Here is a 26,358-nt window from a genome sequence, read left to right on the forward strand (position 1 = left end):
GGCTAGTATCACGCGTCCACTTCCACGTTCCGAGCCAACCCTTGACCAATATTGACAGCTGTCAACGCGCTCACTCACCAGGACGATGAGCAGATAAAAGGCCTCGTCATTAAAACTGACACCCCCGTTACCCCATTGAGCTGGCACGATGCGATGAGGTAAGCGGGTCCGTGCAAATGCAAATAAGGCGCCCAGAGAGAATCTGGATCGCGCGTAAACGTATTCGCGAACTCTTCAGGGAAGCCGAATAGCGCCTTTTGCATAATTGATAAATGATAATGCAGCTCCAAATTCCCCCGCTTTCTCGAGCTCGATTATCACTATCGTTTCTGTATAATCATTCAATCGATCGAGATGAGCTGCGCCGAAGTTTCTCCGCTGCGACGGGGGAAGCTCAAAAGCCCAAGTAAGCTAGCTCCAATGTCTGTTTCGGGTGAGTCATATCTTTCTGAAGGAAGGCCAACTCGGTGCATCGCATTGTCGGCGAGGACGGGGCGCCCGAACTTGGCACGATATCATTCGTTACGCCGCCAGCACGATCGCTCAGTGGCAAATCCGTTGGCGATATCGCCGTCAAAAGCAGTCGGAAGCTCGAGATTCTGGCAACTAACTATACAGGACGCGCTGACCTACTATTTCCACGCACACCAGCATTGAATTGTACGGTTGAGAAGTCCTAGTCCGTTGTAAATCTGCGCCAGACGCAGATTTCAGCGCATTTCCCGAATGTTGACAGCTGTCAACAGACGCACTATTCGCTCGAAAGCACAAGCCGACTGCTTTTCTCGGATATGGCAAATTCCACAGCTCCCATTCTTCGCCTTGCTTGACGTTAACTATTCATTAACTAAAAACAAATTGCGGCGGAGACAGAATCGGGGCATCTTCGTCAGCGCATATTTGTTACGTTTTACTGAATATGCGCTGATAAGGACGAACCAATGCACCAGAAGCCGACAGCAACATCTTCGCAACCTCACAGCAGTCTTCAATCTTTGATTGAAGCCGACGCTGAAGAGCTGTCGAAGCGCCTTCAGGCGCATCAAATGCGCATCTTCCCGCCAACTGCGCAGAAATCAATTCGCTCGTTCACACCTGCGGAAGCAGCATCCTTTATAGGCGTGGCGGAAGGCTACCTCCGGCAGATCGTCTCGGAAGGCCACGGACCAGCGCCCCAGAGCAATGGTCGGCGGATGTATTCCATTCAGGACATCCACGCCATTCGACAATTGCTGGACGACAACTCACCCAAGACGCACGGCAAATATATCCGTCATCGCCGCAACGGCGAGAAGTTGCAGATCCTTTCGGTCATGAACTTTAAGGGCGGCTCCGCAAAAACCACGACGTCGGCCCATCTCGCTCAATATCTCGCATTGCGCGGTTATCGAGTTCTGGCCATCGATCTTGATCCGCAAGCTTCGCTGTCTGCGATGTTCGGCCACCAGCCTGAACTCGATGTACGCGTCAACGACACCCTTTATGGCGCCATTCGCTATGATGCAGAACGACGCGAGATAACGGATATTGTGCGTTCAACCTACACGCCGGGGCTGCATGTCATTCCGGGCAATCTCGAGCTCATGGAGTTTGAGCATGAAACGCCCAAGGTTCTAGCCGAACAGAAGAATGAAGCCATGTTCTTCTCACGTATCGGCAGTTGTCTTGCCGTTGTCGAAGATCTTTACGATGTCGTCGTCATTGATTGCCCACCTCAGATGGGTTTTTTGACACTGTCCGCCTTGTGCGCAGCCACGTCTGTTTTGATCACCGTTCACCCGCAGATGCTCGATGTCATGTCGATGAACCAATTTCTGCATATGACGTCCGACCTCCTCGCCGTGGTTGAGCGCGCGGGTGGCAACACGCAGTATGACTGGATGCGTTATCTGATTACCCGCTATGAGCCTAATGACGCGCCGCAGAACCAGATGGCTGGCTTCATGCGTTCAATATTCGGCAACCGCGTTCTTGAAACGCCTATGCTCAAATCGACCGCTATTTCCGATGCAGGTCTGACAAAGCAGACACTTTATGAGGTTGATCGTTCCGCATTCTCGCGCGGCACTTATGATCGCGCGCTAGAATCGTTGACATCTGTCAACGCTGAGATTGAAGACCTCATTCGCCAGACTTGGGGGCGCAGCTAACCATGGCACGAAAGAACATTTTCGACTTTTCCGATCAGTCAGAGTCATCGCAGAAAACTGACAATCATCCCTCAGGCTCGTCAATCGAGCAGGCGAGGCCGCTAGCGGGTCTGGATAGAGACCGCGCAAACCGCCCCGCGGCGCTCGGTGCGATTTCACAATCCCTGGAAAAGATCAACGAGCGCTCCGCCAGAGCCGAAGAAATCGAACGCCAGCTTTCCACTGGTCAAACTATCGTCGAACTCGATCCCGATCTTATTGACGGTTCGTTCGTCTCCGATCGGTTGGGATTTGACGATGAAGACCAGACAAAGCTCCTTGAGCAGATCCGTGAGAGCGGACAGCTGGTGCCAATTCTCGTGCGTCCTCATCCGCAAAAACCGGATCGTTTTCAGATCGCTTATGGTCACCGGCGCGTCGCAGCAATTAGAGCGCTCGGCATCAAGGTCAGAGCTGTCGTTAAACAGCTCACTGATGAAGAGCTAGTCATTCATCAGGGACAGGAAAACAATACAAGATCAAACCTTTCCTTCATCGAAAAGGCTTTCTTTGCCTATGTTTTGGAAGGACAGGGCTATTCGCGTGAAACCCTTTATCAGTCTACAGGCATTGATAAAGCCGTCCTGTCCAAGATGATCACGATCATCAAGTCGATCCCCGAAGAGATTATTCGGAAGATTGGCCGTGCGCCATCAATCGGCCGTACGCGTTGGGAAGAGTTCGTTGCTCTTTTGACAACGGTTGGCGAGGCTATTGCAGCTGACGCCGTCGGTAGCGCTGACTTTTCCAATTTGTCTTCCAATGATCGATTTCAGTTCGTTTTCGATAAGCTCAAATCATCAACGTCGAAAGATAAACGTCAAAAGGAGACCGTTCTTTCACCTGTTCTCGGAGAGGGCATTCAGCCTGTCTCAATCAAACGAGCAGGCAGGACTGTGCAGTTCACCTTCAATGACAAAGCGGCTCCGCAATTTGCAGACTACATCCAGTCTCGTCTTGAGGAACTCTATGCCGCATATAAGTCTAGCGAAACATCCAAATAGCTCTCGACGCTCGAACCCTTCGAGTTAGATTTAACGGATACATAAAATCAGGAGAACAAACCGCAAAAGAAAAAGGCCCCCACAACGTTGCCGCATGGAAGCCTTCCTCAGATTTAAGCACTCAGAGAATCGCATTTCCATGAATCAGTGTCAAGAGTCGTAAGCGTCTTTTTGGCGGGTGGATTTCTTTTGCCTTTTGAAAGGTGAGAGGGAATGCAAATTCTGAAGACTGATACGTCCGCATTTCGTGGGCGAATGAAGGTGTTTGCCCAAAATTCTGATCGGCAAGAGAAGCCGAAGCAGGGCAGGGGTGTAAACAGATGGGCGATTTACAAACAGCTTTGCGTCGCTCAGGCTGAATTCGATCTGAATGATCGTTGCCTTGCCGTGCTGAGCTCGCTGTTGTCATTTCTGCCTGATGATGAAATGCATGAGAAAAGCGGTCTCGTCGTTTTCCCATCCAATCGACAGCTGTCACTGCGCGCCCATGGCATGCCAGAATCAACACTGCGCCGGCATCTAGCGTCCCTGATTGAGGCCGGGATCATTGCGCGCAAGGATAGCCCGACGCGAAAGCGCTATGCTCATAAGGATAGGGAAGGGGGCGTCGAGCTTGCTTTCGGCTTTTCCTTTGTGCCTTTGCTCGAGCGCGCGTCTGAAATTGCTGCTATCGCGGATAAGATTCTCGCCGATCAAAAAGCACTGAAGCGTCTTCGCGACGAAGTGTCCGTCATGCGCCGAGATATGGCTGCAGCTTTTGCGGAAAAGGCCGAAGAAACAGGTGAACTTGGTGAAGGTCTCGAAGCATTGTTCGTTCGCTTCCGGGCTGTTGTCGACGCTATTCCTCGCCGCGCAACCCTTGATGAACTGTCCGCGATCAGGGTCAATTTTGAAGCCATTCGTGGTGAAATGGCTATCGCCTTGAAAACAAATGAAATTGCTCCAGAAATGAGCGGCAGCGTCGCCCAATATGAGCGGCAGCATAATGAATCTCTGCCAGAATCCCTTTTTGAATCTCAAAATGGCGAAAAGATTGATTTGAATGCGCCTTCTTCGGAAACACCAGTTTCCATGAAAGCTGAAAGGGAACCTACTGTCGAGTTAACGCCATCCATTTCTCTCGACCAGGTGCTTCGTTCCTGTCCAGATATCTGCGAATACGGAACGAACGGAATCGGCACATGGCGTGAGCTTCTCGATGCTTCGCGTATTGTCTCGGGCTTTCTCGGCATCAGTCAATCAGCTTATCAGGAAGCTATCCGTTTTATGGGGCCAGAAACCGCTTCAACCGCTATTGCCTGGATTCTGCAGAAACTGTCGGCCATCAATTCGCCGGGTGGATATCTACGATCTCTAACACAGAAGGCGAGGGGAGGGACTTTTTCAATCCGCCAGCTCTTATTTTCGGGAATGAAGGCAAGTGGCTCTCTCGTCTCAATATGAGACTGTTTTGACCGTTTCTTAAGGCACAGGCATGATTTGGAAACGTCTATCGCGAATAAGCCAAATTCTGGGCTCGGGCCTGGTTGCGGCATTCCTTTGTTGGTCGGTCTGGGCCGGTGCGCAGGGTCTCGTTGGCATCATACAAAAGGGTAGGATCGTCAATCGACGAGGGCCGGACATTTATATGAGCGATAGCCCGATCATATTTTCGGCTTTAAGTGGATTTTTCGCGCTCGGCGTCATTCTCATGGCCGGTCTGGCGTTGATTTGCTTGTCGCACTGGTTTTCCCTTTTCCGGCATTCGAACCGTTAGGCGAGGGGCCTCGAAGGAGATCGGAATATGATCGTAGACCGCCCGCACGAAGGCCACCGACGCTGGATTGCAACGATGAGATTGGCGCGCCAATTGATATTGAGCCACATGGTCGTTTCATGATGGACGATCTTGCCGCGATTAGCGATGCCACTGCGGCAGGTTTCGGCGGCACTTGGCTACCGAGTTGGCTGGTTCGCAAGCGTTTTGAACGCAGAGAGCTTGTGGCGGTTCCCGTTGCTGGCCAGAGTTACTCCTATCACAACCACGCTCTCTAGCGTCTGACGAAGCCGGCGAGTAACGCCAAGAAGCCGAAACCTGCAAGGCAAAAACACACAAGCTCCCAGCCGCCGACACTCCAAGCCACGCCCGCCAGTGCCGATCCGAGTGCGCCTCCCAGAAAGAAAGTACCGACGAAAATCCCATTCAATCGCCCGCGAGCTTCCGGGCGCAACAGATTGATATCTCTGCGCCCCAGAGTTTGGTCGCCAGTCGTGCCAACATCGAGCACTATTGCGGCCAACGCCAGATAATAGCGCTTCGAGTGAACATAAGCGCCGATAGCGCGACGAAGTGCAGTTAAACTTACGCCTGCACTGAGGAAAGGTGAAACCTGCTGGAAAAAACCGATTGCAACCGGGCGAATGTGATCGCCAATCGCGACGGGTAGTACGCCGAGTGGTTCATGCTTCCTATTCCCCGCGCTCTGGTGGTTCGCTGTCCTATTGAGGGAATGTGAACGCAGTTTGACACCTCGATATTCTCGTCCGCGCCGCCCCATCTTCGTACAAATCGAGCATGGGTTGCAGCCTGAGAATAGATCGCTAGACCCAGTGTCCGATATCGTACGAAAACTCGTGTGTCCCTTGTCCAATGAGTTGCGCACGTTATTTGCGAAATTGCGTATGCTTTCCAAGCCGATGGCAATCCCGTGCGCAAGCCCTGATCAGTACCTTATACCCTACTGATCACGGCTCATTATTCAATTTATACGGCTCGATGATCATTGTCCCGCCCTGCGGAATCTATCACCGGGAGGGATACCGATGATCTGGTTTGTTTGGTTTATCAGTGCGATGATGTTTTCGCTGCTCGCTCTGATAGGTTTCATGGTCTGGACTGAAAAGAACAGAGACTGGTGTTTGATATTACAATCTCGGATCTTATGGTCGTATTGGGTGTCGTTATTGCCGCGTTGGCCGTTGCGTGCTTTCTGTTTTCCAGGCTTCCGCGATAATTTCTGTGTATTTTCAACGAAAAGGTCACTCCTGCAAAGTCAGGCGCGCATTGACTATCGCTCTTTTGCCCGACCAACGGAAGCGAACAATATGAAATCAGTCGGCTTCGGTTAGGCTATCCCGCATGGCGCGCAATATTAAAATCGCGGAAGCAGCGCCAGGATCAATATGCCCGAGAGAACGTTCACCCAAGCGCGCGGCACGTCCTCGCGTCGCGACCATTGATCGGGTTGAATCAGAGCCCGTCTCAGCGGCTTCAAGTATATCGTTCCACATTTCGATAATGCTCATACTGTGCGAGTGAGCTTTGATCGCTGCTTCCATAGCGGGTATCCATGCATCAAGCATGGTTTTATCGCCACGTTGCCCCTTTCCTCTGTGTTGAATGCCGCGCGCTATCGCTTCAACGATAGCGGCTTGTCCCGCAGCATCGAGAGATTCTCGTGGTTTCAAAGCTTCGGAAGCATGCTGAAACGCCGTTGCATAAAGGGGGCCGGTCGACGCACCCACAGCGTCGAGAAAAGCGGATGCGGCCCTAGCGAAAATTCCGGAAGGGAGTATCTGCTCCAGATCGACTTTGGCGAGTGCACTGTTTACGGCTGCAAAGCCCAAAACCATGGTGATACCATGATCTGCGTCGCCAATGGCGCCGTCGAGATCGCAAAGCCGCTCTTTTTCCTTTTTCATCGACAAGGCGATGAGCTGAAACATTCGGCTTAAACGACGTCCCGCAGTTTCTGGCATTTTTTACCTCCCAGATAATCTGGAATTCACGAAACCACCGGAGGCGGCATTAATTAGTTGACCCGAAGAAAAGCTGTATCGCAAGGGTGCGACAGGAGTTCGGATAGTTCCTGGTCGAGGTGCATGACGGATATGGATGCTCCGTTCATATCCAACGATGTACAGTAATGGCCGACCCAGTTGGCTTCGACTATTATTTGCTTGGCGTTGAGGCGTTGCTCGACACGTCGGAAGAGGATGTAAAGTTCCATTAGCGGCGTTGAACCGAACGAATTCACGAGTACCGCCACCCGGTCTCCCGACGATGCATTCATCTCATTGAAAATCCGGTCCATGATGTGGTCAACGATGGCATCGGCCGGCATCATTTTTTCGCGAACGACGCCGCGTTCGCCATGAATCCCCATACCAATTTCCATTTCTTCGGCGCCGATTTCGAAATTGTGGCGGCGTGTCTGAGGCAACGAGCAGGGTTCCAGTGCGACGCCCATTGTAAAGGTTCGTTGATTGGCCTTGCGTGTCACCGCCTCGCATGCCTCAAGTGACATGCCGCGATCACAGGCTGCACCAGCCGCTTTGAAAATGAAGAAGTTTCCTGCGACACCGCGCCGACCGTCGCGATCCTCTACGGGGGAAGAAGATATGTCGTCGGTCGTCAGAACAGTTCGAGTAGGAATGTCGGCTTCCTGTGCCATTTCGGCCGCCATCTCGAAATTCATGACGTCTCCGACATAATTGCCGTAAACGAAAAGAACGCCTTCTCCACTCGAGGCGGCCTTGGCGCATTCGAGGATAGGGCCGGGAGGGGGCGAGGAAAAGACATTCCCTATCGCGACAGCATCGGCAAGACCTTTGCCGACATAGCCCAGAAAGCAGGGTTCATGTCCTGAACCGCCACCGATTACCAATCCCACTTTCCCCGCGCGGGGGCCATTGCGTGCGACGAGTGCACGCTTCGATCCATTGATCGGGGCGAGATAGGATCGGTGCGCCCTGGTGGCGCCATCAAGCATTTCCTCGACGACGTCATCGGGACTGTTCAGAAATTTCTTGCTGTGTGTGCGATAATGGCCCGAGACATTGGCTGTTGGCTCTGCGCGCAGCTTCTGGGAAAGCTTGCTGTCTACTTCAGTCACGCCGTCGGCATTGAGAATGCCACGCCCTGTCGCGGCATCGGTTATCAAGACGTTGATGTAACCGCCACGTAAGGCGGCAAGAATTGCTGGTACCTTGTCGAACCCGCCGGCAACCGCAACACGCATATCGATATTTCGCAGCCTGTCGAGCGTGATGCCGATGGTCCTGTCGTCAAGCGGGCCGGGCACAGGCTGTCCATAGGCATCGATGAAGCGCCCGGCTACGACACCGATCGCGTTCTTGGCTAGATAATCCTGTATAGAGACGCTTTCAAAAAAGCCGCTGGTGTGAATAGTAGAATTCGGTCGTAGCGAGGAAATGCCGAACAGCGCTTTGTTCGCGTTATTCAGCGTTTGGAACTGCTCCAGGATAATAGGTTCCCCGATCAGCGCCGACTTCACATCTGCGCTTGATACGATGGCTGGTGCCGTGATGTTGACGAGATGCGCATTCGTTGCCCGTGCCATTGCCGCCGCACATAGTTCGGGCGTGTAAGCGAAACTGGCGCGCGTTCCGCCGGTAGCCTGGACGACGGTCACATCCTGCAGATTGGATATGCGGGTATTTTCGGCAATGGCCAGAACTGTCCGTCCCCAGGCAACAGCGAGCGTGTCTCCAGATTTCAGAAGCTTGGCTATCGCTTGCGCCGCCGCCGTTCCGAGCCGGTCGATAAGTGTCTGTGCGCCGTCATCATTGGGTACAACAAGACAATCGCTCAATCCGAAGTGACGTTTGAGTTCTTGTGCGATCGCAAGAGAACCGAGGCGGGCGGGTTCGATCGAGATGCTCACGATACCACGGCTGCGGGCATCTGCGAGATAGCTGTTTACAGTAGCCCGCGAAATTCCCATAATTTCAGCGATCTCGCCCTGCGTGCGTCCGTCTTCGTAATATAGCCAGCAAGCCCACACGTAAGGATCATCGCCATAGCGCAGCGGAATGCCGTCAGCCGGTCCCATCTGTCCGATTTTGCTTGCGGTTGCTTTTCCGTGTGACGCCATCTTGTCTGCGCTGATCCCCGTGTCTTCCTTCTATCTGCCCTGTTGCTTTCCAATACAATTGTTTTGTTTGGGGTTTTGTAACAAAGCTGGCAGTTCCGGTTTCTGATGGCGCGCCAGGACTGCCCGATTGTTGAGAAAGCCTACCGTACCCGCGCCCGCGCGCCGTCGGAAAGCTCCTTGAGAATAATGGCGCAGGATGTCGCCCCTGCATCCAAAACGCCCCGCGATCTTTCGCCAAGACGGCTGGCGCGGCCGATCTTCGCCACCAGATCGACCGTGGAATCGCGGCCTTTCTCAGCGGCTGCAACCAGAGATTCAAGTGCTTCGGCAAAGGTGCTCCCGCCAGCGGTGGCTCGATCAAAGGCTTCGACGGCAGGCACGAGTGTGTCCAGCAGTGTTTTGTCGCCAACTTTGGCAGAGCCAATCGACTGAATGCCTTCAAGCCCAGCGTTAAGCATGCGGCTGAATGCAGCCGCATCGATATTGTCGACACCGTCGATTTTTTCAGCGAACTCGGTGAACATTACACCATAAAGCGGCCCCATCGATCCGCCGATTTCGGTCAGGAGCACAGTACCAAGCGTGTCAAGCGAAGCGGCCAGAGACTCGTTCTTCCCCTTCAGCCTATCGGCGGCCATATTGAAGCCCTTAGCCATATTGACTCCGTGATCGCCGTCGCCGATTTTCCCATCAATCTCGCTGAGATAAGCGCGGTTTTCGACAATCCGGTCGGCCATTGTGAGCACGATATCTCCGGCTGTTGCGTTATTGAGTGTTTGCACAGATTTCTTCCTCACAGAATGGCGGTGCACTGCACTTCTATGTCGAGCAGTTCTTTCAATTCTCTGTCGAGCGCCATGATCGTCAGCGTTGCCCCGACCATTTCGAGCGAGGTGAAGTAATTGCCGATATAAGTGCGATGGATGGTTAGTCCACGGGTCCGGATTTCGGATTCGATCGTGTCGTTGAGTATATAAAGCTCGTTGAGCGGTGTTGCGCCAAGCCCGGAAATAAGGACGGCGACTTCGGTCCCGTTAGCCAGCCCATGATCGTCAAGTACGATCTGACACATGTCTTTTGCGACCTCGGCTGCAGGCTTGAGCGTCTCAACACGCACGCCGGGTTCGCCGTGATGGCCGATACCCACTTCCATCTTTCCTGGCGCGATTTGGAAATTCGGGTGGCCGACGGCCGGCAGCGTGCATGGTCCAAGCCCGACGCCAATAGACCGACAGTTGTCGATAGCCTTCTGCGCGGTGGCGCGAACTTCTTCAAGCGTGGCGCCGGTTGCCGCTTTTGCGCCGCCAACTTTCCACATGAAAATCTCGCCAGCAACGCCGCGCCGCTTTTCACGCTCATCGGACGGAGCCGAGCAGACATCGTCATTTGCAACGACCGTCGCAACGTCGATTCCGTCCTTGGCTGCCAACTTTGTCGCCATCTTCACATTCATGTTGTCGCCAGCATAATTGCCGTAGAGAACGACGACACCCTTACCGCCATTTGCTTCGCGTATGGCGTCGTGAAAACTTTTCGCGGTTGGTGAGGAGAACAGTTCCCCGACTGCTACCGCATCAAGCATATTTTTGCCCGTATAACCGATAAAAGCCGGTTCATGACCAGAGCCTCCACCCGTAACGACCCCGACCTTGCCCGCGATAGGGGCGTTTTTTGCAGCAATGACGCGCGGGTTTTCCGCGAGCCGAACGATGTCGGAATGAGCTTTGACAAAGCCCTTCACAGTATCTTCGGCAACTTCGTCCGGATTGTTGATGAAGCGCTGCATGGTAACTCCTGTAAGATGAATGAGCGCTAGGCTCGAAGAATAGTATTGCCGCTATCGATCAAAAGATCCGAACCTGTAATTATTTCCGCTCCGCCCAGTGCGACGAACGCAGACGCCCGGCAGCAACTCTTCCAAGCCTGGGGGAATGCTCTGTCGGAAAGCGGCTTTCCGTGTCCCACCTCTCCGCATCCAGCGCAAATCGGATCGTTAGTTCCTCCGCTGACGACATTCATAGTTGGCTGACTTGATGGTTACGTATCGATTTTGACAATATTCGGTTAGTGATCGACAAATGTCAATCTATGATGTATCAAGGGCAAAGTGAAACGGTGTGGTGCCGCTCAATTTTTAGTCGGGAGCCCCACGCGTATCTCCTCAGCCTGCGAAGCTTCGCGTTTCAGAAGATTTGTAATGGGTTGGGAAATGTGTTGACAAGAGACAGAAGTATCTGACAAATGTCAAAAATAGAAGCGAACTTCAATCCATGAATTGTCTGGAGGCGGCAGGGCTTGAAGACAAGAATTGCTTCGATAGCGGGAGGATAGACGTGTCGTCGAATAGCCTGGATCGACAGACGCTGTTTCTGGCGTCGATTAACGTAGCCGTTCTGGCGGCTGGCGGTTTTCTGGCTGGTTCAAACTTTATGGACAGCTATAATCTGCAGTCGATGGCTTCACAGGTCCCCGAGTTGGGGCTTTTGGCCTTCGGTGTCATGCTGGCAATGATTTCCGGCAATGGCGGTATCGATCTTTCAGGCATCGCGCTGGCAAATCTCTCCGGCATTGTCGCGTTCATGTTGACGCGCCATTATATTCCTGCTGCGGATGCACCATTGCTGTTTTCATGGGTGTTTGCCGGTCTGGCGCTTCTCATCGGGTTAATTGGTGGCATTATCAACGGGGTCGTGATCGCCTATGCGCGGCTGACACCATTGATCGCAACGCTTGGAACCCAGCTTCTCTTCACCGGTATTGCCGTCTTTCTGACTAATGGGTCCGCCATCAGCATTGGCTTTATCGAGCCGCTCGATAATTTTGGCAACATGCCCGTTCTTGGCGTTCCAATGTGCTTTGCACTGTTTATCGCTATCGCTTTGACACTATCTTTCCTGTTGAAATACACGCCTTTCGGCGTGAAACTGATGCTGCTCGGCAGCAACGCCAAAGCAGCTCGCTACGGCGGCATCAATGAGAAGCGCATGCTTCTGGTCACCTATACGCTGTGCGGCCTGCTTGCTTCGGTTGCGGGTATCATCATTGCGGCGCGCAACTCATCCGTTAAATGGGATTATGGCGGGTCTTATGTTTTGATCGCTATCCTGATCGCCGTCTTAGGTGGTGTGAAGCCGGAGGGCGGTTACGGGAAGATTGTGTGTGTGCTTCTGGCTGCGACAGCGTTGCAGATACTTTCGAGCTTATTCAACTTCATGAACATTTCCAATTTCTTCCGCGACCTTGCCTGGGGCGTTCTCTTGCTTGCGCTTCTCGCATCGGCACGTATGCACTTCAGCTACTGGTTGTGGCCAAGAAGGCAATAAGGCCAGAGGTCTCTGCAATGGCGGCCGCCGGCGAACGACAAAAACAATCTGCTTATATTAATGGAGGAGTCATATGAGCATGTTTTCCAAACTGATAGCGGGCACGATGCTTGCCGGAACAGTCATGGCGGGCGCCGCTTACGCGGCAGACAAGCCAACCATCGTGACTGTGGTCAAGGTTACCGGTGAAAACTGGTTCACCCGCATGAATGAAGGAGTTGACGCTTACGGCAAAGACAATGCCAATGTAAGCACCAGCCAGGTCGGTCCAGCAAAGGCAGATGCTGCCCAGCAGACCCGGATTATCGAGGATCTGGTCGCCAAAAACGTCTCTGCGATTGCGGTCGTGCCGATGGATCCGTCTGCCCTTGAAGGCGTTCTGCGGCGCGCATCCCAGCGCGGTATCAAAGTCATCACCCATGAGGGCGATAGCCTGGTGAACACCGATGTCGATATCGAAGCTTTCGACAATAAAGCATTCGGTGCCCGCATCAATGAAAAGCTGGCCGAGTGCATGGGCAAGTCCGGCAAGTGGACATCGTTCGTGGGATCGCTCGGCAGCCTTACACATAACCAGTGGGTCGATGCTGGCGCAGAAAACGCCAAGCAATATCCGGACATGAAGCTGGTGGCGGAGAAGAACGAGTCGTTCAACGACGCCAACCGCGCCTATGAGAAGGCCAAGGAAATTCTCCGCAAATATCCGGATATCAAGGGCTTTCAGGGATCGTCGGCAATCGACGTAATTGGCATCGGTCGCGCAGTCGAGGAAGCCGGATTGCAGGACAAGACTTGTGTATACGGTCTCGGGCTTCCGAAGGATACCGGCCCGTATCTTGAGAGTGGCGCCGTCGACCAGATTTTCTTCTGGGACCCGAAGGATGCTGGCTACGTCATGAACAAAGTCTCCGATCTCGTTCTGAAGGGCGAGGAGATCAAGGATGGCATGGATTTGGGTGTGCCGGGTTACGAAAAGATGACCGTCATCAAGGGACCGGGCAAGGGCATCATCATCCAGGGCCAGGCCTGGGTTGATGCAGACAAGTCCAACTATAAGAACTTCCCGTTCTGACTTCCAAGTAACGTGCCAAAGCTGACTTCAGGGCCGCTCGCACCACAGCGGCCCTGAAGGACCTTATCCGGGAGTTTCAGGAATTCGCCATGCTCGCCAACCATAGCACGACACATTCTGCGCCACCGTTTCTCGAGGTCAGAAACGTCAGGAAATCCTTTGGTGGCGTGAAGGCACTGAAAGACGTCAGCCTGACAATCGAGGCTGGACAAATATACCATCTGATGGGAGAGAATGGTTGCGGCAAGAGCACGTTGATAAAAATCCTCTCGGGTGCGCAGTCCGCCGATGAGGGGCAGATACTGATCGATGGAGAGGTAACCGGCGTGCGAGCTGGTGATCTCGGTGCCATTGGAGCGCTCCGCGCCGGTATAGAAACCGTTTATCAGGATCTGTCGCTGCTTCCCAATCTCTCTGTGGCAGAAAACGTGGCATTTACCGAACAGCTCGTTGAAGCCTCTGGTCGGCTTTCCCGCCGGTTGAACATTTCTCTCTTGAATAAAACTGCGCGGCGAGCGCTTGCAGAAGTCCATTTGCCAACCGAGGATACCTTTCTTTCCCGCCGAACGGACACTCTGCCGCTGGCAACTCGACAGTTGATCGCCATCGCACGCGCGGTCGCTTCTGAGGCACGCCTCGTTATCATGGACGAGCCAACAACATCCCTGACACGGCAAGAGGTTGAAAACCTCTTGCGTGTGGTAGAGCGCCTTCGCAGCAAGGGCGTTGCAGTATTGTTCGTCACGCACAAACTCGATGAATGCAAATCGCTTGGCGGGCGTGCCATTATCATGCGTGATGGGCTCAAGGTAGCTGAGCTTGATGTTGCGGGGCACAGCAAGGCGGAATTCAGTCACTGGATGACCGGTCGCGAAATCAGCGAAACGCGCTATCGCATCGATCCGAAACTCGGCGACGTCATGCTCGAAGTGCAAAAACTGGGCGATGGCAAAGCATTCCAAGATGTTTCGTTCACCCTCCAAAAAGGTGAAATCCTGGGTATTACGGGATTGCTGGATTCCGGCCGCAATGAGCTTGCGCTTACTCTTGCTGGCGTCAAAACAGCAACCATCGGCAAAGTACGCTTGAACGGGCAGGAGATTGCACCGCAATCGACTGCGCAGGCAATTGAATACGGGATCGGCTACGTACCGGAAGATCGGCTAACGGAAGGCCTTTTCCTCGAAAAGCCCATACAGGACAATATCACTCTGCCGATCCTCGACAGGCTGCGTAATGCACTAGGCGTCATCAGTGCCAGGCGTGCGCGCCGCGTTGCCGAGCAAAGTGTAGCGGACCTGCACATTGTCGCGCCGGACGTGACCATACCGGTTCAGTCTCTTTCCGGCGGCAATCAGCAGCGCGTCCTGATCGGTCGCTGGCTGACTATTAATCCGCAGCTTCTGATCCTGCATGGTCCGACTGTGGGTGTCGATGTGGGTTCCAAAGATACGATCTTTCGTATCATCCAGCGTCTGGCGGATGACGGCATGGGTGTCATCATTATCAGTGACGATCTACCGGAACTCCTGCAGAACTGTGACCGCATTCTTGTCATGCGTCAGGGTCGTATCGTCGCCGCACATACTGCCGATGGTTTGAGTGAAGATGCCATCTACCAATCTATGGCCAGCACGTCGACGGAGATGGCGCAATGACCCAGATCGTTTCTGCCAACGAAGGGGACAAATGCCAGCGCGGTATTGGCTCGCGTCTTTGGGATCTGCTTGGTCGTCGACCCGAAATCTTTACACTGCTTCTGATCATTGTGACTTGTCTGGTGGTTATTTGCGCCAATCCCGATTTCCTGCAAATGAGCAATATCGTGGATATTCTACGCGCTTCAGTCGTGCGTGGACTATTCGCTATGGGCGTGCTGGTTGTGCTCGCTTCGGGCGGGATCGACGTTTCATTCACGGCGATCGCAGCCTTCGTAATGTATGCTCTTACCATGCTGGTAACGAACTGGTTCCCTGAAATGCCCATGACAATCATCCTGATTCTTGCGGCATTGGGTGGGGCGGCATTTGGTGCGTTAAATGGCCTGCTTGTTCAAAAACTGCATGCGCCTTCGCTGATCGTCACTATCGGAACCCAATATGTGATCCGCAGCTTTTTGCTGACATTCGTCGGGACCGCTTTGTTCATGAACATTCCGATGGCGATGGATGCGTTCGGAAAGGCATCGCTGTTTACGCATCACGCATCGAATGGTGTCGTTTCGGTTCTACCCGCAACCGTTCTGGTTCTTGTGGCAGCCGCCGCGGTGACCTGGTTCATTCTTGAACGGACGTTGATGGGACGAGCGATCTTCGCTGTCGGCGGAAATCCGGGTATTGCTGAGCGCCTTGGTATCAATCTCTTCCGTGTGCGCATTTTTGTCTTTGCCTATGCCGGTCTTCTGGCTGGTATTGCGGGTGTGGTTCACGTCTCAAGCAATCGTCTGGCCAATCCCTTTGATCTGGCTGGCATGGAACTTGAAATTATCGCCGCAGTCGTTCTGGGCGGTGCGCGGATTACGGGTGGCTCCGGTTCGGTGATCGGTACGCTCCTGGGCGTGCTTCTGATCACAATCGTCAGCAATGTGCTGATTTTCGTAGGCATTCCAAGCACGCTGCAACTTGCCATCGTGGGTATATTCATCTTGATCGCCGGTACGATCTTCGCCTTGCGTAATCGCAGCTGAAATCGAATTGGCCACGCTTTGGCGTCATCGCGCAGAGTGCGGCCTCATGCATTTTCTGGGAGGTTTTCATGTCACACGATGTATCGGTCGTCGGGCTCTATATTCTTGATGTACTCGGGCGGCCAGTCGATGCGATTCCGCCGGGCGGAAATGTCGAATTTATTGACGAGATCCGGTTAACCGTCGCGGGTACTGCTGGCGGCACGGTTGTCGATCTGGCCAAACTCGGCTTGAATTGTCTGGCTGTGGGTGCGGTCGGGGACGATGAGAAGGCCGATTTCGTGATTGCGACGCTGCAGAAGTTTGGTGTCGATACCGCGCAAATGCAGCGCCTCACGGGTGTGCCGACCTCGTCGACAATCTTGAATATACGCCGGAACGGTGATCGACCCGCTTTGCATGCACGGGGGGCTTCTGATCATTTCGAGATTTCCGACAGTGCTCTCGATGCAGTATTGGCGCCGCCGATTATTCATCTTGGTGGCACAGGACTTCTGGCCAAACTCGATGGCGAGCCAAGCCGAAAGCTGCTCGCTGAAGCGAAGGCACGCGGAAGAACGACGACCTTTGATCTTCTTGGCGCAAATGACGGAACGCTCGACCTAATCGCCCCGCTTTTCCCGCATATCGACTATTTCATGCCTTCCATTGAGGAAGCGAAACAGATTTCAGGCGCTGAAGATGTTGAAGACGCAGGAGCCTTCTTCGTGCAACGCGGTGTAAAGCATTGCGTTTTTACGCTGGGCGGAGACGGCGTCTGTTTCATAGACGCATCGGGCGAGATCGTGCGGCAGCCCGCCTTCCAGATTGAGGTCGTGGACACGACCGGTTGCGGGGATGCTTTTGATGCAGGTTTCATCACGGCCCTGCATCGCAAGATGGACTTGAAAACGGCCTTGAATTTTGCTCAAGCGTCCGCTGCACTGGTTGCAACGGGTCTCGGTTCAGATGCAGGTATTCGCTCCTTTGACCAGACGCTTGCATTTATGAACACGGTACCTGTCCGACAATAGTGTGATGGTGGGCGGGCGCGTGAAATCCCGCCCGCACCGTAATCATTTGTTTTAACACGCATCTTTTCCGAAAGCCGTTTCACGCTTTTCGCGATACACTCTATTCTGCAAGAAGCTTCTCGGCAGCATCCATATCGGTTACCAGATGGGTGGCATAACCACCCGCCAAAACCGCGCGGATTGCTTCCACCTTCTGCGCACCGCCCGCAACGCAGAGCCGGCTGGGCACACCGCGAAGTTCATCTAGTTCGATACCGATGACGCGCCGATCCAGCTCCCGAACGATCTGATTGCCGTCGCGATCAAGAAAGCGGCAGATCAGAACCGCAGTGGCACCTTCGCGAGCATAGGCGTCGATTTCCTCATTATTGGTGACATCGGCAATGCGCATCGTGCTTTCAGCAGCAAGTCCACCGACCCCGAATACAATCATGCTGGCTTGGCCGATCAATTCGAACTGTCGCTGGAGGGCGGGTTCGCCCATCAGTGCATCGCGCAAATCAGCTGTGCTCAGTACGGCTGGGGCCAGCATGTTGACGCTGGCGGCTCCCAGGTTACGCGCCATGATCGACGTGCAAAGCTCGGCAGAAAACTCCCTTTTGCCGATGGAAGAACCAGTGACCTGCACGACGGTCAGGCCTTCCATGGGGTGCGGCAGTGAAATGGCGTCGGCAATGGCGAGTACGGTACGTCCCCACGAAACGCAGATGGTTTCTCCGGCCTTCACCATGCGTTCCATCAATCGCGCGCCACCAGCGCCTAGCGCCTTCAGGCGCTCTTCGGTTGTGAATGATTTGTTCGATGGAATGACGAGCGCTTCCGACAGCCCAAACCGCGCAGCCAGCTGTCGGGCAATATGTGTGCGTGACGCGATTTCAGGATTCATCAGGATGCGCACGACGCCTCGTTGTCTTGCCTCCTGAAGGTAGTTGACGATAGTTGCGCGTGAAACGCCGATCATCTGTGCGATTTCGTTCTGGGTCAGCTGGTTCTCGTAGTAAAGCCATGCCGCCCAGACAACTGCATCATCGAACTCAGCCGGGATGGCATGCGTAGACTGTGTTTGAGCGCCCGATGTCATACTCGTTTCCTACTGTCTTGGTTGTGTCTGAGTTACACAGAAAAGCCTTTCGATCAACATAACAATCTACCGAGTTGACTAATGTCAATTAATGTTGTCAATTGTAGATACTAAGAAGAAGAATCTGCACAAGTGTTTTTTGCACCATGGAAAATGTCCAAGTTTCCGTGATGCTTATGTTGTGCTTCCACTTCAAGCGCAGGCTGGCAGCTAAGGGAATGGCGGATGAAATCAAATTGGTCACAAGCGGATTTTGGCAGGGTCGTTGGCGCGTATGAAAAGGCAGGTGTAAACCGCGATGTTGCGATCCGCACCTACACAACAAGACTCTTGGGTTCCGAGCCGCAGCTGGTTTTGCATGGCGGTGGCAATACATCGGTCAAAACTACTCTGATTGATCATGATGGTAGCGAAGTTTCAGTGCTGTGCGTTAAGGGCAGCGGCTGGGATATGGGCAAGATCGAGCCTGCAGGTCTTCCTGCCCTGCATCTGGAGCCGTTGAAGGCAATGGTGAATTACGAGGCCTTATCGGATGACGATATGGTCATGTTGCAGCGTCGACTGCTGCTCGATCCGGCGTCACCAAACCCATCGGTAGAAGCAATTCTCCATGCGATCCTGCCATTCAAACATGTGGATCATACGCATGCGAACGCTATCGTGGCGCTCACTAATCAACCACGTGGCGAGGAGATCATCCGTGAACTTTTTCCGGAGATGATTATCGTCCCTTACGTCATGCCCGGCTTCGATCTTTCGAAGGCATGCCTGAAGGCGTTCTCCGCAAGGCCCGACGCACCCGGTATGATATTGTTGAAGCATGGTATTTTTACCTGGTCAGAGGACCCGCGCGAAGCTTACGAGAACATGATCGCTGCGATTGATCGTGCCGAAAAGCGCCTTGCGGGAGGCAGGCCATATCCATTTGGGAGGGCGAGCGCCGCACGATCAGCTAAAGCTCTGGCCGCGACCGCGGAAATCGCGCCTATATTGCGCGGCGCGATCGCACTTCCAGGCACGGAAGAGGGACGACCGCGCCGCTTCATTCTCGAGCATCGTGTTAATGACGCTATTCTAGATTTCTGCGGTGCGCCAAATGTCAGGGATCTTGTGCGACGCGGGAACGCGACACCGGAACATGTCATCCATATCAAACGCTACGGCGTGGCCCTGCCAAAGCCCGAAGCCGGCAATCTCGATGCATGGACAGCGGAAGTAAAAGCAACTGTCGATGCCTATAAGGCCGACTATATGGCCTATTTCGAGCGCAACAATGCGCGTGTGGGCGGTGGCAAGAAGATGCTCGATCCGATGCCGCGTGTTTTTTATGTCGAGGGCATAGGACTTTTTGCGGCTGGAAACACGCAAAAATCCGCTCGTATCTGTGCGGATGTCGCTGAGGCGACGATTGAGGTTATTCGCGGTGCCGAGGGAATTGACCGGTTTGAAGCTCTGTCGGAGGAAGATCTCTTCGATATCGAATATTGGTCGCTGGAGCAGGCAAAGCTCACCAAACTGGCCGAAAAACCGCTGACGCGGCAAGTGGCGGTGGTGACAGGCGGCGCCGGTGGCCTTGGTCTGGCAATCGCAGAGCAACTGAAAAGTCAGGGTGCGGAACTGGCGCTGATCGACATTGATGCGGAACGGGTTGCCGTTGAAGCCAAGAGACTGGGTGGCTTTGCCGTTTCATGCGACCTGACCGATCCAACCGCCGCGGAAAAAGCGCTTGCGCAGATCGCGGAAGAATTCGGTGGGGTCGATATGCTGGTATCGAATGCGGGCGCGGCTTTCCAGGGCGCCTTGACGTCTGTGGATGATGACCTGTTCAAGGCCGCATTCGACCTCAATTTCTGGAGCCATCATTATATTGTACGAGCTGCAATCAGGATCATGCAGAAGCAAGGAACTGGAGGAGCCATCGTGTTCAATGTGAGTAAGCAGGCGGTGAATCCGGGGCCGGATTTTGGACCTTACGGCACATCCAAAGCAGCCCTGATGGCATTGATGCGCCAGTACGCTCTGGAACATGCCGCTGACGGTATCACTGTGAATGCGGTTAATCCTGACCGTATACGCACAGGGCTTATGACCGATGACATGGTTGAGGAGCGCGCGCGTGCCCGGGGTGTAACGCCTGAAGTCTATATGCGGGGCAATCTGCTGAAGCGGGAAGTGACGGGTAACGACGTTGGCGAAGCGGTTCTGCATCTCGTGCATACCCGTACGTCCACTGGCGCGGTAATCACGGTCGATGGTGGCAACGTCGCGGCTATGATGCGATAGGTTGTCTTCGCAAACATTAGTCTATTTTGGTGACGAAATTCAGCTGGTGAGAGGAGGGAGCGGGCTTTCGCCCGCTCAAGAGTTAAAGGTAACGGCTGCGTTCCCGTTCTATCTCCTCTTCGGTATAGGGATCGGCGTTCGCGTCGAACCGTTGCCAACCTTCCTGGACATAGAGTTTGCGTCGGGCGGTGATATCCACCGGACTGGCACCAGCCAAAATAGCGTCAGCTTCCGACACACGTTCATCCGCAACACGAGCGGTCACAAGTGAGCCACCGCGACGAACGCCTTCGGCGTATAAGTGAGCGTCTTCTTCCGATACGCCGCTCTCGGTCAGCGCCCCGATGAGACCACCGGCCACGCCGCCCACAACCGCTCCACCGACCGCACCGGTAAGCGTCGCTACGAGCCAACCTGCGGCAACAACAGGCCCGACACCTGGAATCGCCATGAATCCAAGGCCTGTCAAAAGTCCACCGGCACCGCCGACAGCCGCACCTAGTCCCGCACCGACCCCTGCGCCAGAGCCGGCATTACTCTCGCCGTCATCGTCGCGGTGGTGGGAGACAATGGAAATGTCGTCTGACGGGAACCCAGCGTTTTCGAGCCGTGCCACAGCATCCTTGGCTGCTTCGTAATTATCAAATAGTCCGGTAACGGTTTTCATAGAAACTCCGTATCAATCTGGTAATCTGCTGTGTGGAAGTCAATCAATCACATAGGTTTTTTTGAGATATTTCCTTGGTAATCTAACTGGACTTTTACTTTTTCAGTCCCCTTCATAGCGGAGGCATTCCATACACCGTCGTCTCCCAATTTGAGGCCGGTAACGCCGGTATATCCGTCTTCCTCAATCCGGGATTTCGCCTGATCTTCGGTAAAACTGTTGGCACCCTTTACCGGGGCTTCCGGATTCTTGCTTTCAGGTGTTGCTACTGCTGGAGTTTCAGGTGAGGACTTGCCGGTATCCTGAGCAAATACCGCTGTAGGCGCGATTAGACATGCACTGACGATCGCTAAGGCAATGTTTTTCATGTGTTTCTCCGGTAAGATGATATTACGGCTATCAAACTCCTCCATCAAAAATTAGTTCCAAAGATTTTACTTCATTGGAGAAGTAAGGTTGATTGGCAGCTCTTGTCGAGAACGGCGTTCTATTTGATGGGACTTGTTCGCCTATCGCTCATTTCAATGGGTTCGTTGCCGTTAAGGAATGAACAATATTTCCGACGCACCAACCAGTTCTCAGGTTCATCCTGACTTTTTCAACGGGCTGTCGTGTGTCTCGGGGGGCGACCTTCTAGTTGCATTGCCGAATGCTGGGATCAAACAGCTTCTCGGCTCTTGTGTAAGTATAGGGGTAGGTCGATGAAGGCATGACCACAAGCGGATCAATAGGCGGCGAACACACCATTCCGGAGCTTCGTTATCGGGCCGAACCCGTGTTTTGACGGGCGACGCCGCGGGTTGTCTTATATTGCGGGAGAAAGCGGGTCTCAACAATGATCAGAACCGCATCCTCCGTGGCGAGGGTTCAACGACATACTTGCGATGTCGCGAAGCGCATCTGCATCCCAGTGCCGCGTCCGAGAACGGCCTGTTGTCGCCAGGGGGAAGGTCGCCGGCAGCTTCGGCGCGCATTCGACCTATCTTCCGCCACGCGTCCACTCGCAATCCATCCGGGAAAAGACTCACAGGGTTGCGCTCCGCTCTGGCTTAAATCAATCTCGCATATAGTTCCTCACATCTCGCAACGATGAGCGCCACAGTTCCAGCACTCTCTTCGATTGAAGCCCCCCAGTTCATCACCTCCCAAGCATGGAAACCCCTTGATGTAGAGACCCAAACAACATGCAACCGTAAGCTACGGATAAGGTGGGAGAAGAACTACATAAACAAGTACTGAGTGAACTTTGCTATATCCTAATGACAAAGACATAAGCGTGCTCGGCTAAGCGGCAATTTCACTGTCCAGCCCTATCAGGTACTCGATCAGTTCGTCCGCATCCCTCTTTTTAAGAGAACAGCACAATTGGCCGTTGAGCGAGACAGGGCGGTTCGTTACTGTTTCCTCGACTGCCCAGAGCCCATCGGGCTGTTGAAAAGTATAGTAATAATGATTTGACATATTCCGTTCCCATTAAATTGCGTTCAACATTCACTCAAATTGAAGTATCTAGGACAAATACCCCATCAGCCAGAGCACGAGAATTAGAGGGAGCGGTAATCCAATAAGCCATAGCAGTCCGCCTTTTAACATGTTCAGTGATCTCCAACATATCATTGGCGCACTAACGCTCAAGAAAGTGCTATGGTTCCCTCCCTATTGGCGTTTGTAGGGCTTCATTGAGGAGAACGCTTAGTCATAGAAATATCTCTGCGGCTCTTGTCGTATTACAATAGAATCCAATGGCATATGAATGCATGAACGCTGAGAGGTGCTACTTGCTACCGCGCTGCTTCTCAACACACAGTTTTTTTTACATCTGCCCTGGCGCTCACACGTCCTGGCATCTTTATCTGGTCCTGTTTTTGCGATGGGGCCGAGCTCCCACGTTCTGCCAGGATCCGATGGCGGTTTTCGCGGCACTTCTGGAGGATTTCCCGGAGAGTCAGGTTCCTGCTCACCAGACTGTGTAGGTATGCCTGATCCTTGCTTTCACGCGCATCTTTTCCGAAAACCGTTTCATGCTTTTCGGAATGCGCTATAAGCGAAATATTACGGGGTGGTATTGGCTCCTTTCTCTCCGCTGTTCTGAGGGCTTACGCCATAATAATAAGGCGTTGCGAATATAAGCCCTAAGATCAGACCAACAGCTAGAATTAGGAACAAAACGGATTTGCGCATTCATTTCTCCCGTCTAATGCAGAATAACGAACGGCTTCCCGTCATGTTCCGAAACGGTCTGACACGCATCACTTCCACATGCTTCGCATCCGTGCGCCGACATCAATGCGGACATTGCGCGCGCTGGCTTCGCTGGCGGTGGGTGCAACTTTTGGCCAGCTCGTGGTCTCAAATAAATGAAGGAGTGTGGCGGGGATGAATCGCGTTCGAGAAGCATAAACATGCCGGTCGCCCTTCGCATTTTGTCCATAGGTAAAAAAACGTTGCGGTGTAATGAGAGCGAGATTGTCGCGAGCCCGTGTCATGCCGACATAAAGCAGGCGGCGTTCCTCTTCCAACTCGGCCGTCGTTCCCGCTCCAAGATCTGAAGGCATACAGCCGTCAACGACATTGAGCATGTAAACGGAGCGCCATTCCTGACCTTTTGCAGAATGAATGGTGGAAAGGATGAGATAGTCCTCATCAAGAAGCGGCACGCCAGCCTGATCGCTCGTTGCATCCGGTGGATCAAGCGTCAGTTCGGTGAGAAAGCGCTCGCGGTTTGGATAGCCACTGGCAATCTGTTCGAGCTGAACCAGATCCGCCTTTCTTGTATCGTGGTCTTCATGAAGACGTTCAAGATGTGGCTCGTACCAAACGCGGGCCAGGCCGATTTCTCCTGGCCAGTTGCCCTCGGCTTTTCGAAGGATGGAGAGGAGATCAATAAAAGCTGGCCAGTCGTCCCCACTTCTTGGCGGTGGCGGAATTTCTGCAAGCGACTGTAAAGGTTCCGGGTCCAGGGCAATGGTGTCAAGAATCCTGCCGGCCGTTTGCGGGCCAACGCCAGGTAGCATCTTCAAAAGGCGGAAGCCCGCAACACGGTCGCGCGGATTCTGCGCAAACCTCAATGTAGCGAGCAGGTCTTTCACATGTGCACTGTCGAGGAATTTCAGACCACCGAATTTCACGAAGGGGATGTTGCGACGGGTAAGTTCGACTTCCAAAGCGCCACTATGGCTTGACGTGCGAAACAGCACCGCCTGCTGTTTGAGCCTGACGCCCACCTCACGGTTCGCCAGGACCTGCTCGACAATATAGTTCGCCTGATCGCTCTCGTCTCGAACCGTCACAAGCATGGGCCGTTGTTCCGACTGACGATCGGTCCAGAGGTTCTTGGTAAACCGCTCGCGGGCAAGACTGATCACGCCATTCGCGGCAGCAAGGATCGGCTGTGTTGAACGATAATTGCGATCGAGCGTGATGACGTCGGCTCGCTTTGGAGAAAATTCCTTGGGAAAGTCGAGGATGTTGTGAATGGTGGCTGCGCGGAAGGAATAGATTGACTGCGCATCATCACCAACAACCGTCAGACCATGCCCGCTCGGTTTCAGCGCCAACAGGATCGATGCCTGAAGGCGGTTTGTGTCTTGATACTCATCAACCAGAACATGGTCGAAACGATGACCGACATCCTCGGCAAGCGCGGCATCCGACATCATCTGCGCCCAGTAAAGCAGGAGATCATCATAATCGAGCACATTTTGATGCTGTTTGGCTTCCACATAGGCGGCAAAGAGCTGTTTCAGCTGCTCTTCCCAGCCAAGCGCAAAAGGATAGGCGGTCTTTAAAACTGCGCTGATCGTACTCTCGGAATTGACGACACGCGAATAGATTGCGAGACAGGTGCCCTTGGTTGGAAAGCGGCTTTCCATTTTCGAGAAACCCAGTTCATGACGAATGAGGTTCAAGAGATCGGCACTGTCTTCTCGGTCATGAATGGTAAAGTCCGCGCTGAGCCCTATCTGTTGGGCGTAAATGCGCAAAAGACGCGCGCCAACTCCATGAAACGTTCCCGCCCACCCCAGAGCCTCGGTCATGACGGTGGATTGATCGCCAAGCACTTGTTTGCAGATACGCTGGACACGTCCGGCCATTTCGGATGCCGCGCGACGCGAGAATGTCATCAACAATATCCGGCGCGGATCAGCGCCATTGACGATCAGGTGAGCGACACGATGCGCCAATGTGTTCGTCTTGCCCGATCCAGCACCCGCGATGATCAAAAGTGGACCACCAATCGCACCATCCAGCATGGCGACGCCATGTTCGACCGCTTCTCGCTGGCGATCATTCAGTTTTTCCAAATGGGCCGCTGCCATATGTCCTCGTCACGCATGAATGTTTCTGAACACCGGCCTGCGTTAAATTGCTGACATGCTCATGTGACATTTATTAGAACATTCGAAACAAAAAGGGAACATGCTTGCCTGTGCCTTTGGCTGGGCTTCCCCGCCTCGCAATCGCTGCAGTCAAACTATGGACACCCTTTGTCCACGAGCGCTAATCGGTGAGGTATGGCGGTGGCGATCTCCGCGCAAATGTGTTAATGTGGGTTTGTGTATTTATACGGAGCCAGCCCTATGAGCCGTCTGACAATCGACATAACTGATCAGCAGCACCAAAGCCTGAAGGCATTAGCGGCGTTGCAGGGCAAGACAATTAAGCAATACGCCCTAGAACGTCTGTTTCCAGGCGATGCAAATGCTGATCAGGCATGGCAGGAGCTGAAAACCTTGCTGGGAAGTCGCATCAGCGATGGTCTCGCGGGAAATGTATCTACCAAGAGCATCGGCCAAATTCTGGATGATGAACTGGACGAGAATCGCGCTTGACGGCCTATGTCCTTACGGTAGAGGCGGAAACGGATCTGCGCCATATTATCCGCTACACGCGCAAGCAATGGAGTGATGCACAGGTTCGGCGCTATGTCGGTAAGCTGGAACGTGGAATTGCCCACCTTGCAGCCGGGCAAAGTACTTTTAAGGATATGAGCACACTCTTTCCAATGTTGCGGATGGCGCATTGCGAACATCATTATGTTTTTTGCTTGCCGCGCGAAAGTGCATCTGCCTTGGTGGTTGCAATTTTTCACGAACGAATGGATCTCATAGCAAGATTGGCAGATCGGCTCGAATTAGACTGAACTATGGAGGCTGAATCTTCG

General features: G+C 53.5%; 20 protein-coding genes and 2 pseudogenes. 12 read left to right on the top strand and 10 right to left on the bottom strand.

All coding sequences use genetic code 11. The annotated features are described in order from the left end of the window. The first annotated feature begins 941 nt into the window (after positions 1-941). From repA to JAU75_RS24325, 4 genes are all read left to right on the top strand, one after another. A complete protein-coding gene (gene repA / locus JAU75_RS23080) occupies positions 942-2,150 on the top strand; it encodes a plasmid partitioning protein RepA (RefSeq protein WP_199058821.1) in 1,209 nt (402 codons plus the stop codon). Between the two features lie 2 nt (positions 2,151-2,152). Then, on the top strand, positions 2,153-3,193 hold the full coding sequence (gene repB / locus JAU75_RS23085; RefSeq protein ID WP_199058822.1) for a plasmid partitioning protein RepB: 1,041 nt from the start codon (positions 2,153-2,155) through the stop codon (positions 3,191-3,193). 213 nt (positions 3,194-3,406) lie between these two features. Next, a complete protein-coding gene (gene repC / locus JAU75_RS23090; protein WP_199058823.1) occupies positions 3,407-4,636 on the top strand; it encodes a plasmid replication protein RepC in 1,230 nt (409 codons plus the stop codon). A gap of 267 nt (positions 4,637-4,903) precedes the next feature. After that, on the top strand, positions 4,904-5,227 hold the full coding sequence (locus JAU75_RS24325) for a LysR substrate-binding domain-containing protein (RefSeq protein WP_371836237.1): 324 nt from the start codon (positions 4,904-4,906) through the stop codon (positions 5,225-5,227). Here JAU75_RS24325 and JAU75_RS24170 read toward each other — a convergent pair. The 5 genes and pseudogenes from JAU75_RS24170 to JAU75_RS23115 form a co-directional block, all read right to left on the bottom strand. Further along, positions 5,224-5,466: pseudogene (locus JAU75_RS24170) on the bottom strand (MFS transporter); the annotation flags it as partial. The gene JAU75_RS24325 and the pseudogene JAU75_RS24170 sit on opposite strands and share 4 nt — an antisense overlap. Positions 5,467-6,283: 817 nt before the next feature. Next, the gene (gene dhaL, locus JAU75_RS23100; RefSeq protein ID WP_199058825.1) at positions 6,284-6,931 is read right to left on the bottom strand and encodes a dihydroxyacetone kinase subunit DhaL; all 648 of its coding nucleotides are present in this window, start codon (positions 6,929-6,931) and stop codon (positions 6,284-6,286) included. 53 nt (positions 6,932-6,984) lie between these two features. Next, positions 6,985-9,069, bottom strand: coding sequence for a bifunctional sugar-binding transcriptional regulator/dihydroxyacetone kinase subunit DhaK (locus JAU75_RS23105; RefSeq protein WP_199058826.1), 2,085 nt, complete (start codon positions 9,067-9,069; stop codon positions 6,985-6,987). A gap of 140 nt (positions 9,070-9,209) precedes the next feature. Next, on the bottom strand, positions 9,210-9,851 hold the full coding sequence (gene dhaL / locus JAU75_RS23110; protein ID WP_199058827.1) for a dihydroxyacetone kinase subunit DhaL: 642 nt from the start codon (positions 9,849-9,851) through the stop codon (positions 9,210-9,212). 11 nt (positions 9,852-9,862) lie between these two features. After that, positions 9,863-10,855: a dihydroxyacetone kinase subunit DhaK gene (locus tag JAU75_RS23115; protein WP_199058828.1), complete on the bottom strand. Its 993-nt coding sequence runs from the start codon at positions 10,853-10,855 to the stop codon at positions 9,863-9,865. 547 nt (positions 10,856-11,402) lie between these two features. On the opposite strand from JAU75_RS23115, the gene JAU75_RS23120 reads away from it, so the two are divergent. The 5 genes from JAU75_RS23120 to JAU75_RS23140 all read left to right on the top strand — a co-directional run bounded on the left by JAU75_RS23120 (position 11,403) and on the right by JAU75_RS23140 (position 17,163). Continuing rightward, on the top strand, positions 11,403-12,392 hold the full coding sequence (locus JAU75_RS23120; protein WP_199058829.1) for an ABC transporter permease: 990 nt from the start codon (positions 11,403-11,405) through the stop codon (positions 12,390-12,392). A gap of 73 nt (positions 12,393-12,465) precedes the next feature. Then, complete coding sequence (locus JAU75_RS23125; protein ID WP_199058830.1) at positions 12,466-13,464, top strand: autoinducer 2 ABC transporter substrate-binding protein; 999 nt, start codon at positions 12,466-12,468, stop codon at positions 13,462-13,464. Positions 13,465-13,553: 89 nt separating this feature from the next. Then, complete coding sequence (locus tag JAU75_RS23130; protein ID WP_199058831.1) at positions 13,554-15,122, top strand: sugar ABC transporter ATP-binding protein; 1,569 nt, start codon at positions 13,554-13,556, stop codon at positions 15,120-15,122. Then, a complete protein-coding gene (locus tag JAU75_RS23135) occupies positions 15,119-16,150 on the top strand; it encodes an ABC transporter permease (protein WP_199058832.1) in 1,032 nt (343 codons plus the stop codon). The genes JAU75_RS23130 and JAU75_RS23135 overlap by 4 nt, the downstream gene beginning before the upstream one ends. Before the next feature lie 68 nt (positions 16,151-16,218). Next, positions 16,219-17,163, top strand: coding sequence for a sugar kinase (locus tag JAU75_RS23140; protein WP_199058833.1), 945 nt, complete (start codon positions 16,219-16,221; stop codon positions 17,161-17,163). Positions 17,164-17,263: 100 nt separating this feature from the next. On the opposite strand, the gene JAU75_RS23145 is transcribed toward JAU75_RS23140, so the two are convergent. Continuing rightward, on the bottom strand, positions 17,264-18,244 hold the full coding sequence (locus tag JAU75_RS23145; protein WP_199058834.1) for a sugar-binding transcriptional regulator: 981 nt from the start codon (positions 18,242-18,244) through the stop codon (positions 17,264-17,266). A gap of 225 nt (positions 18,245-18,469) precedes the next feature. Here JAU75_RS23145 and JAU75_RS23150 point away from each other — a divergent pair, with 225 nt between their 5' ends. Next, positions 18,470-20,527 carry a bifunctional aldolase/short-chain dehydrogenase gene (locus tag JAU75_RS23150; RefSeq protein WP_199058835.1) on the top strand — a complete coding sequence of 686 codons (2,058 nt, stop codon included), beginning with the start codon at positions 18,470-18,472 and terminating at the stop codon, positions 20,525-20,527. 82 nt (positions 20,528-20,609) lie between these two features. Here the strand turns inward: JAU75_RS23150 and JAU75_RS23155 are convergent, their stop codons facing one another. The 4 genes and pseudogenes from JAU75_RS23155 to JAU75_RS23165 form a co-directional block, all read right to left on the bottom strand. Then, entirely contained in the window at positions 20,610-21,194 is a 585-nt protein-coding gene (locus JAU75_RS23155) for a general stress protein (protein WP_199058836.1), read from the bottom strand. A gap of 47 nt (positions 21,195-21,241) precedes the next feature. After that, positions 21,242-21,562 (bottom strand): PepSY domain-containing protein, encoded by a 321-nt coding sequence (locus JAU75_RS23160; RefSeq protein WP_199058837.1) that lies wholly within the window; start codon positions 21,560-21,562, stop codon positions 21,242-21,244. Between the two features lie 359 nt (positions 21,563-21,921). Further along, positions 21,922-22,305: pseudogene (locus JAU75_RS24330) on the bottom strand (IS701 family transposase); the annotation flags it as partial. A 1,138-nt stretch (positions 22,306-23,443) separates the two neighbouring features. Next, on the bottom strand, positions 23,444-25,513 hold the full coding sequence (locus JAU75_RS23165; protein WP_199058838.1) for an ATP-dependent helicase: 2,070 nt from the start codon (positions 25,511-25,513) through the stop codon (positions 23,444-23,446). Between the two features lie 261 nt (positions 25,514-25,774). Between JAU75_RS23165 and JAU75_RS23170 the strand changes: the two genes are divergently transcribed. Then, positions 25,775-26,026 (top strand): antitoxin, encoded by a 252-nt coding sequence (locus tag JAU75_RS23170; RefSeq protein WP_199058839.1) that lies wholly within the window; start codon positions 25,775-25,777, stop codon positions 26,024-26,026. Next, positions 26,023-26,337: a type II toxin-antitoxin system RelE/ParE family toxin gene (locus tag JAU75_RS23175; protein ID WP_199058840.1), complete on the top strand. Its 315-nt coding sequence runs from the start codon at positions 26,023-26,025 to the stop codon at positions 26,335-26,337. The genes JAU75_RS23170 and JAU75_RS23175 overlap by 4 nt, the downstream gene beginning before the upstream one ends. Positions 26,338-26,358: the final 21 nt, after the last annotated feature.

Source organism: Ochrobactrum sp. Q0168 (assembly GCF_016427605.1).
Lineage (GTDB): Bacteria > Pseudomonadota > Alphaproteobacteria > Rhizobiales > Rhizobiaceae > Brucella.

Coding starts and splice junctions, on each gene's coding strand:
- JAU75_RS23130 (WP_199058831.1), top strand. CDS start 13,554: ATGCTCGCCAACCATAGCACGACACATTCTGCGCCACCGTTTCTCGAG.
- JAU75_RS23155 (WP_199058836.1), bottom strand. CDS start 21,194: ATGAAAACCGTTACCGGACTATTTGATAATTACGAAGCAGCCAAGGAT.
- JAU75_RS23140 (WP_199058833.1), top strand. CDS start 16,219: ATGTCACACGATGTATCGGTCGTCGGGCTCTATATTCTTGATGTACTC.
- dhaL (WP_199058825.1), bottom strand. CDS start 6,931: ATGCCAGAAACTGCGGGACGTCGTTTAAGCCGAATGTTTCAGCTCATC.
- repA (WP_199058821.1), top strand. CDS start 942: ATGCACCAGAAGCCGACAGCAACATCTTCGCAACCTCACAGCAGTCTT.
- JAU75_RS23125 (WP_199058830.1), top strand. CDS start 12,466: ATGAGCATGTTTTCCAAACTGATAGCGGGCACGATGCTTGCCGGAACA.
- repC (WP_199058823.1), top strand. CDS start 3,407: ATGCAAATTCTGAAGACTGATACGTCCGCATTTCGTGGGCGAATGAAG.
- JAU75_RS23160 (WP_199058837.1), bottom strand. CDS start 21,562: ATGAAAAACATTGCCTTAGCGATCGTCAGTGCATGTCTAATCGCGCCT.
- JAU75_RS23170 (WP_199058839.1), top strand. CDS start 25,775: ATGAGCCGTCTGACAATCGACATAACTGATCAGCAGCACCAAAGCCTG.
- repB (WP_199058822.1), top strand. CDS start 2,153: ATGGCACGAAAGAACATTTTCGACTTTTCCGATCAGTCAGAGTCATCG.
- JAU75_RS23105 (WP_199058826.1), bottom strand. CDS start 9,069: ATGGCGTCACACGGAAAAGCAACCGCAAGCAAAATCGGACAGATGGGA.
- JAU75_RS23145 (WP_199058834.1), bottom strand. CDS start 18,244: ATGACATCGGGCGCTCAAACACAGTCTACGCATGCCATCCCGGCTGAG.
- JAU75_RS23150 (WP_199058835.1), top strand. CDS start 18,470: ATGAAATCAAATTGGTCACAAGCGGATTTTGGCAGGGTCGTTGGCGCG.
- JAU75_RS23135 (WP_199058832.1), top strand. CDS start 15,119: ATGACCCAGATCGTTTCTGCCAACGAAGGGGACAAATGCCAGCGCGGT.
- JAU75_RS23115 (WP_199058828.1), bottom strand. CDS start 10,855: ATGCAGCGCTTCATCAACAATCCGGACGAAGTTGCCGAAGATACTGTG.
- JAU75_RS23165 (WP_199058838.1), bottom strand. CDS start 25,513: ATGGCAGCGGCCCATTTGGAAAAACTGAATGATCGCCAGCGAGAAGCG.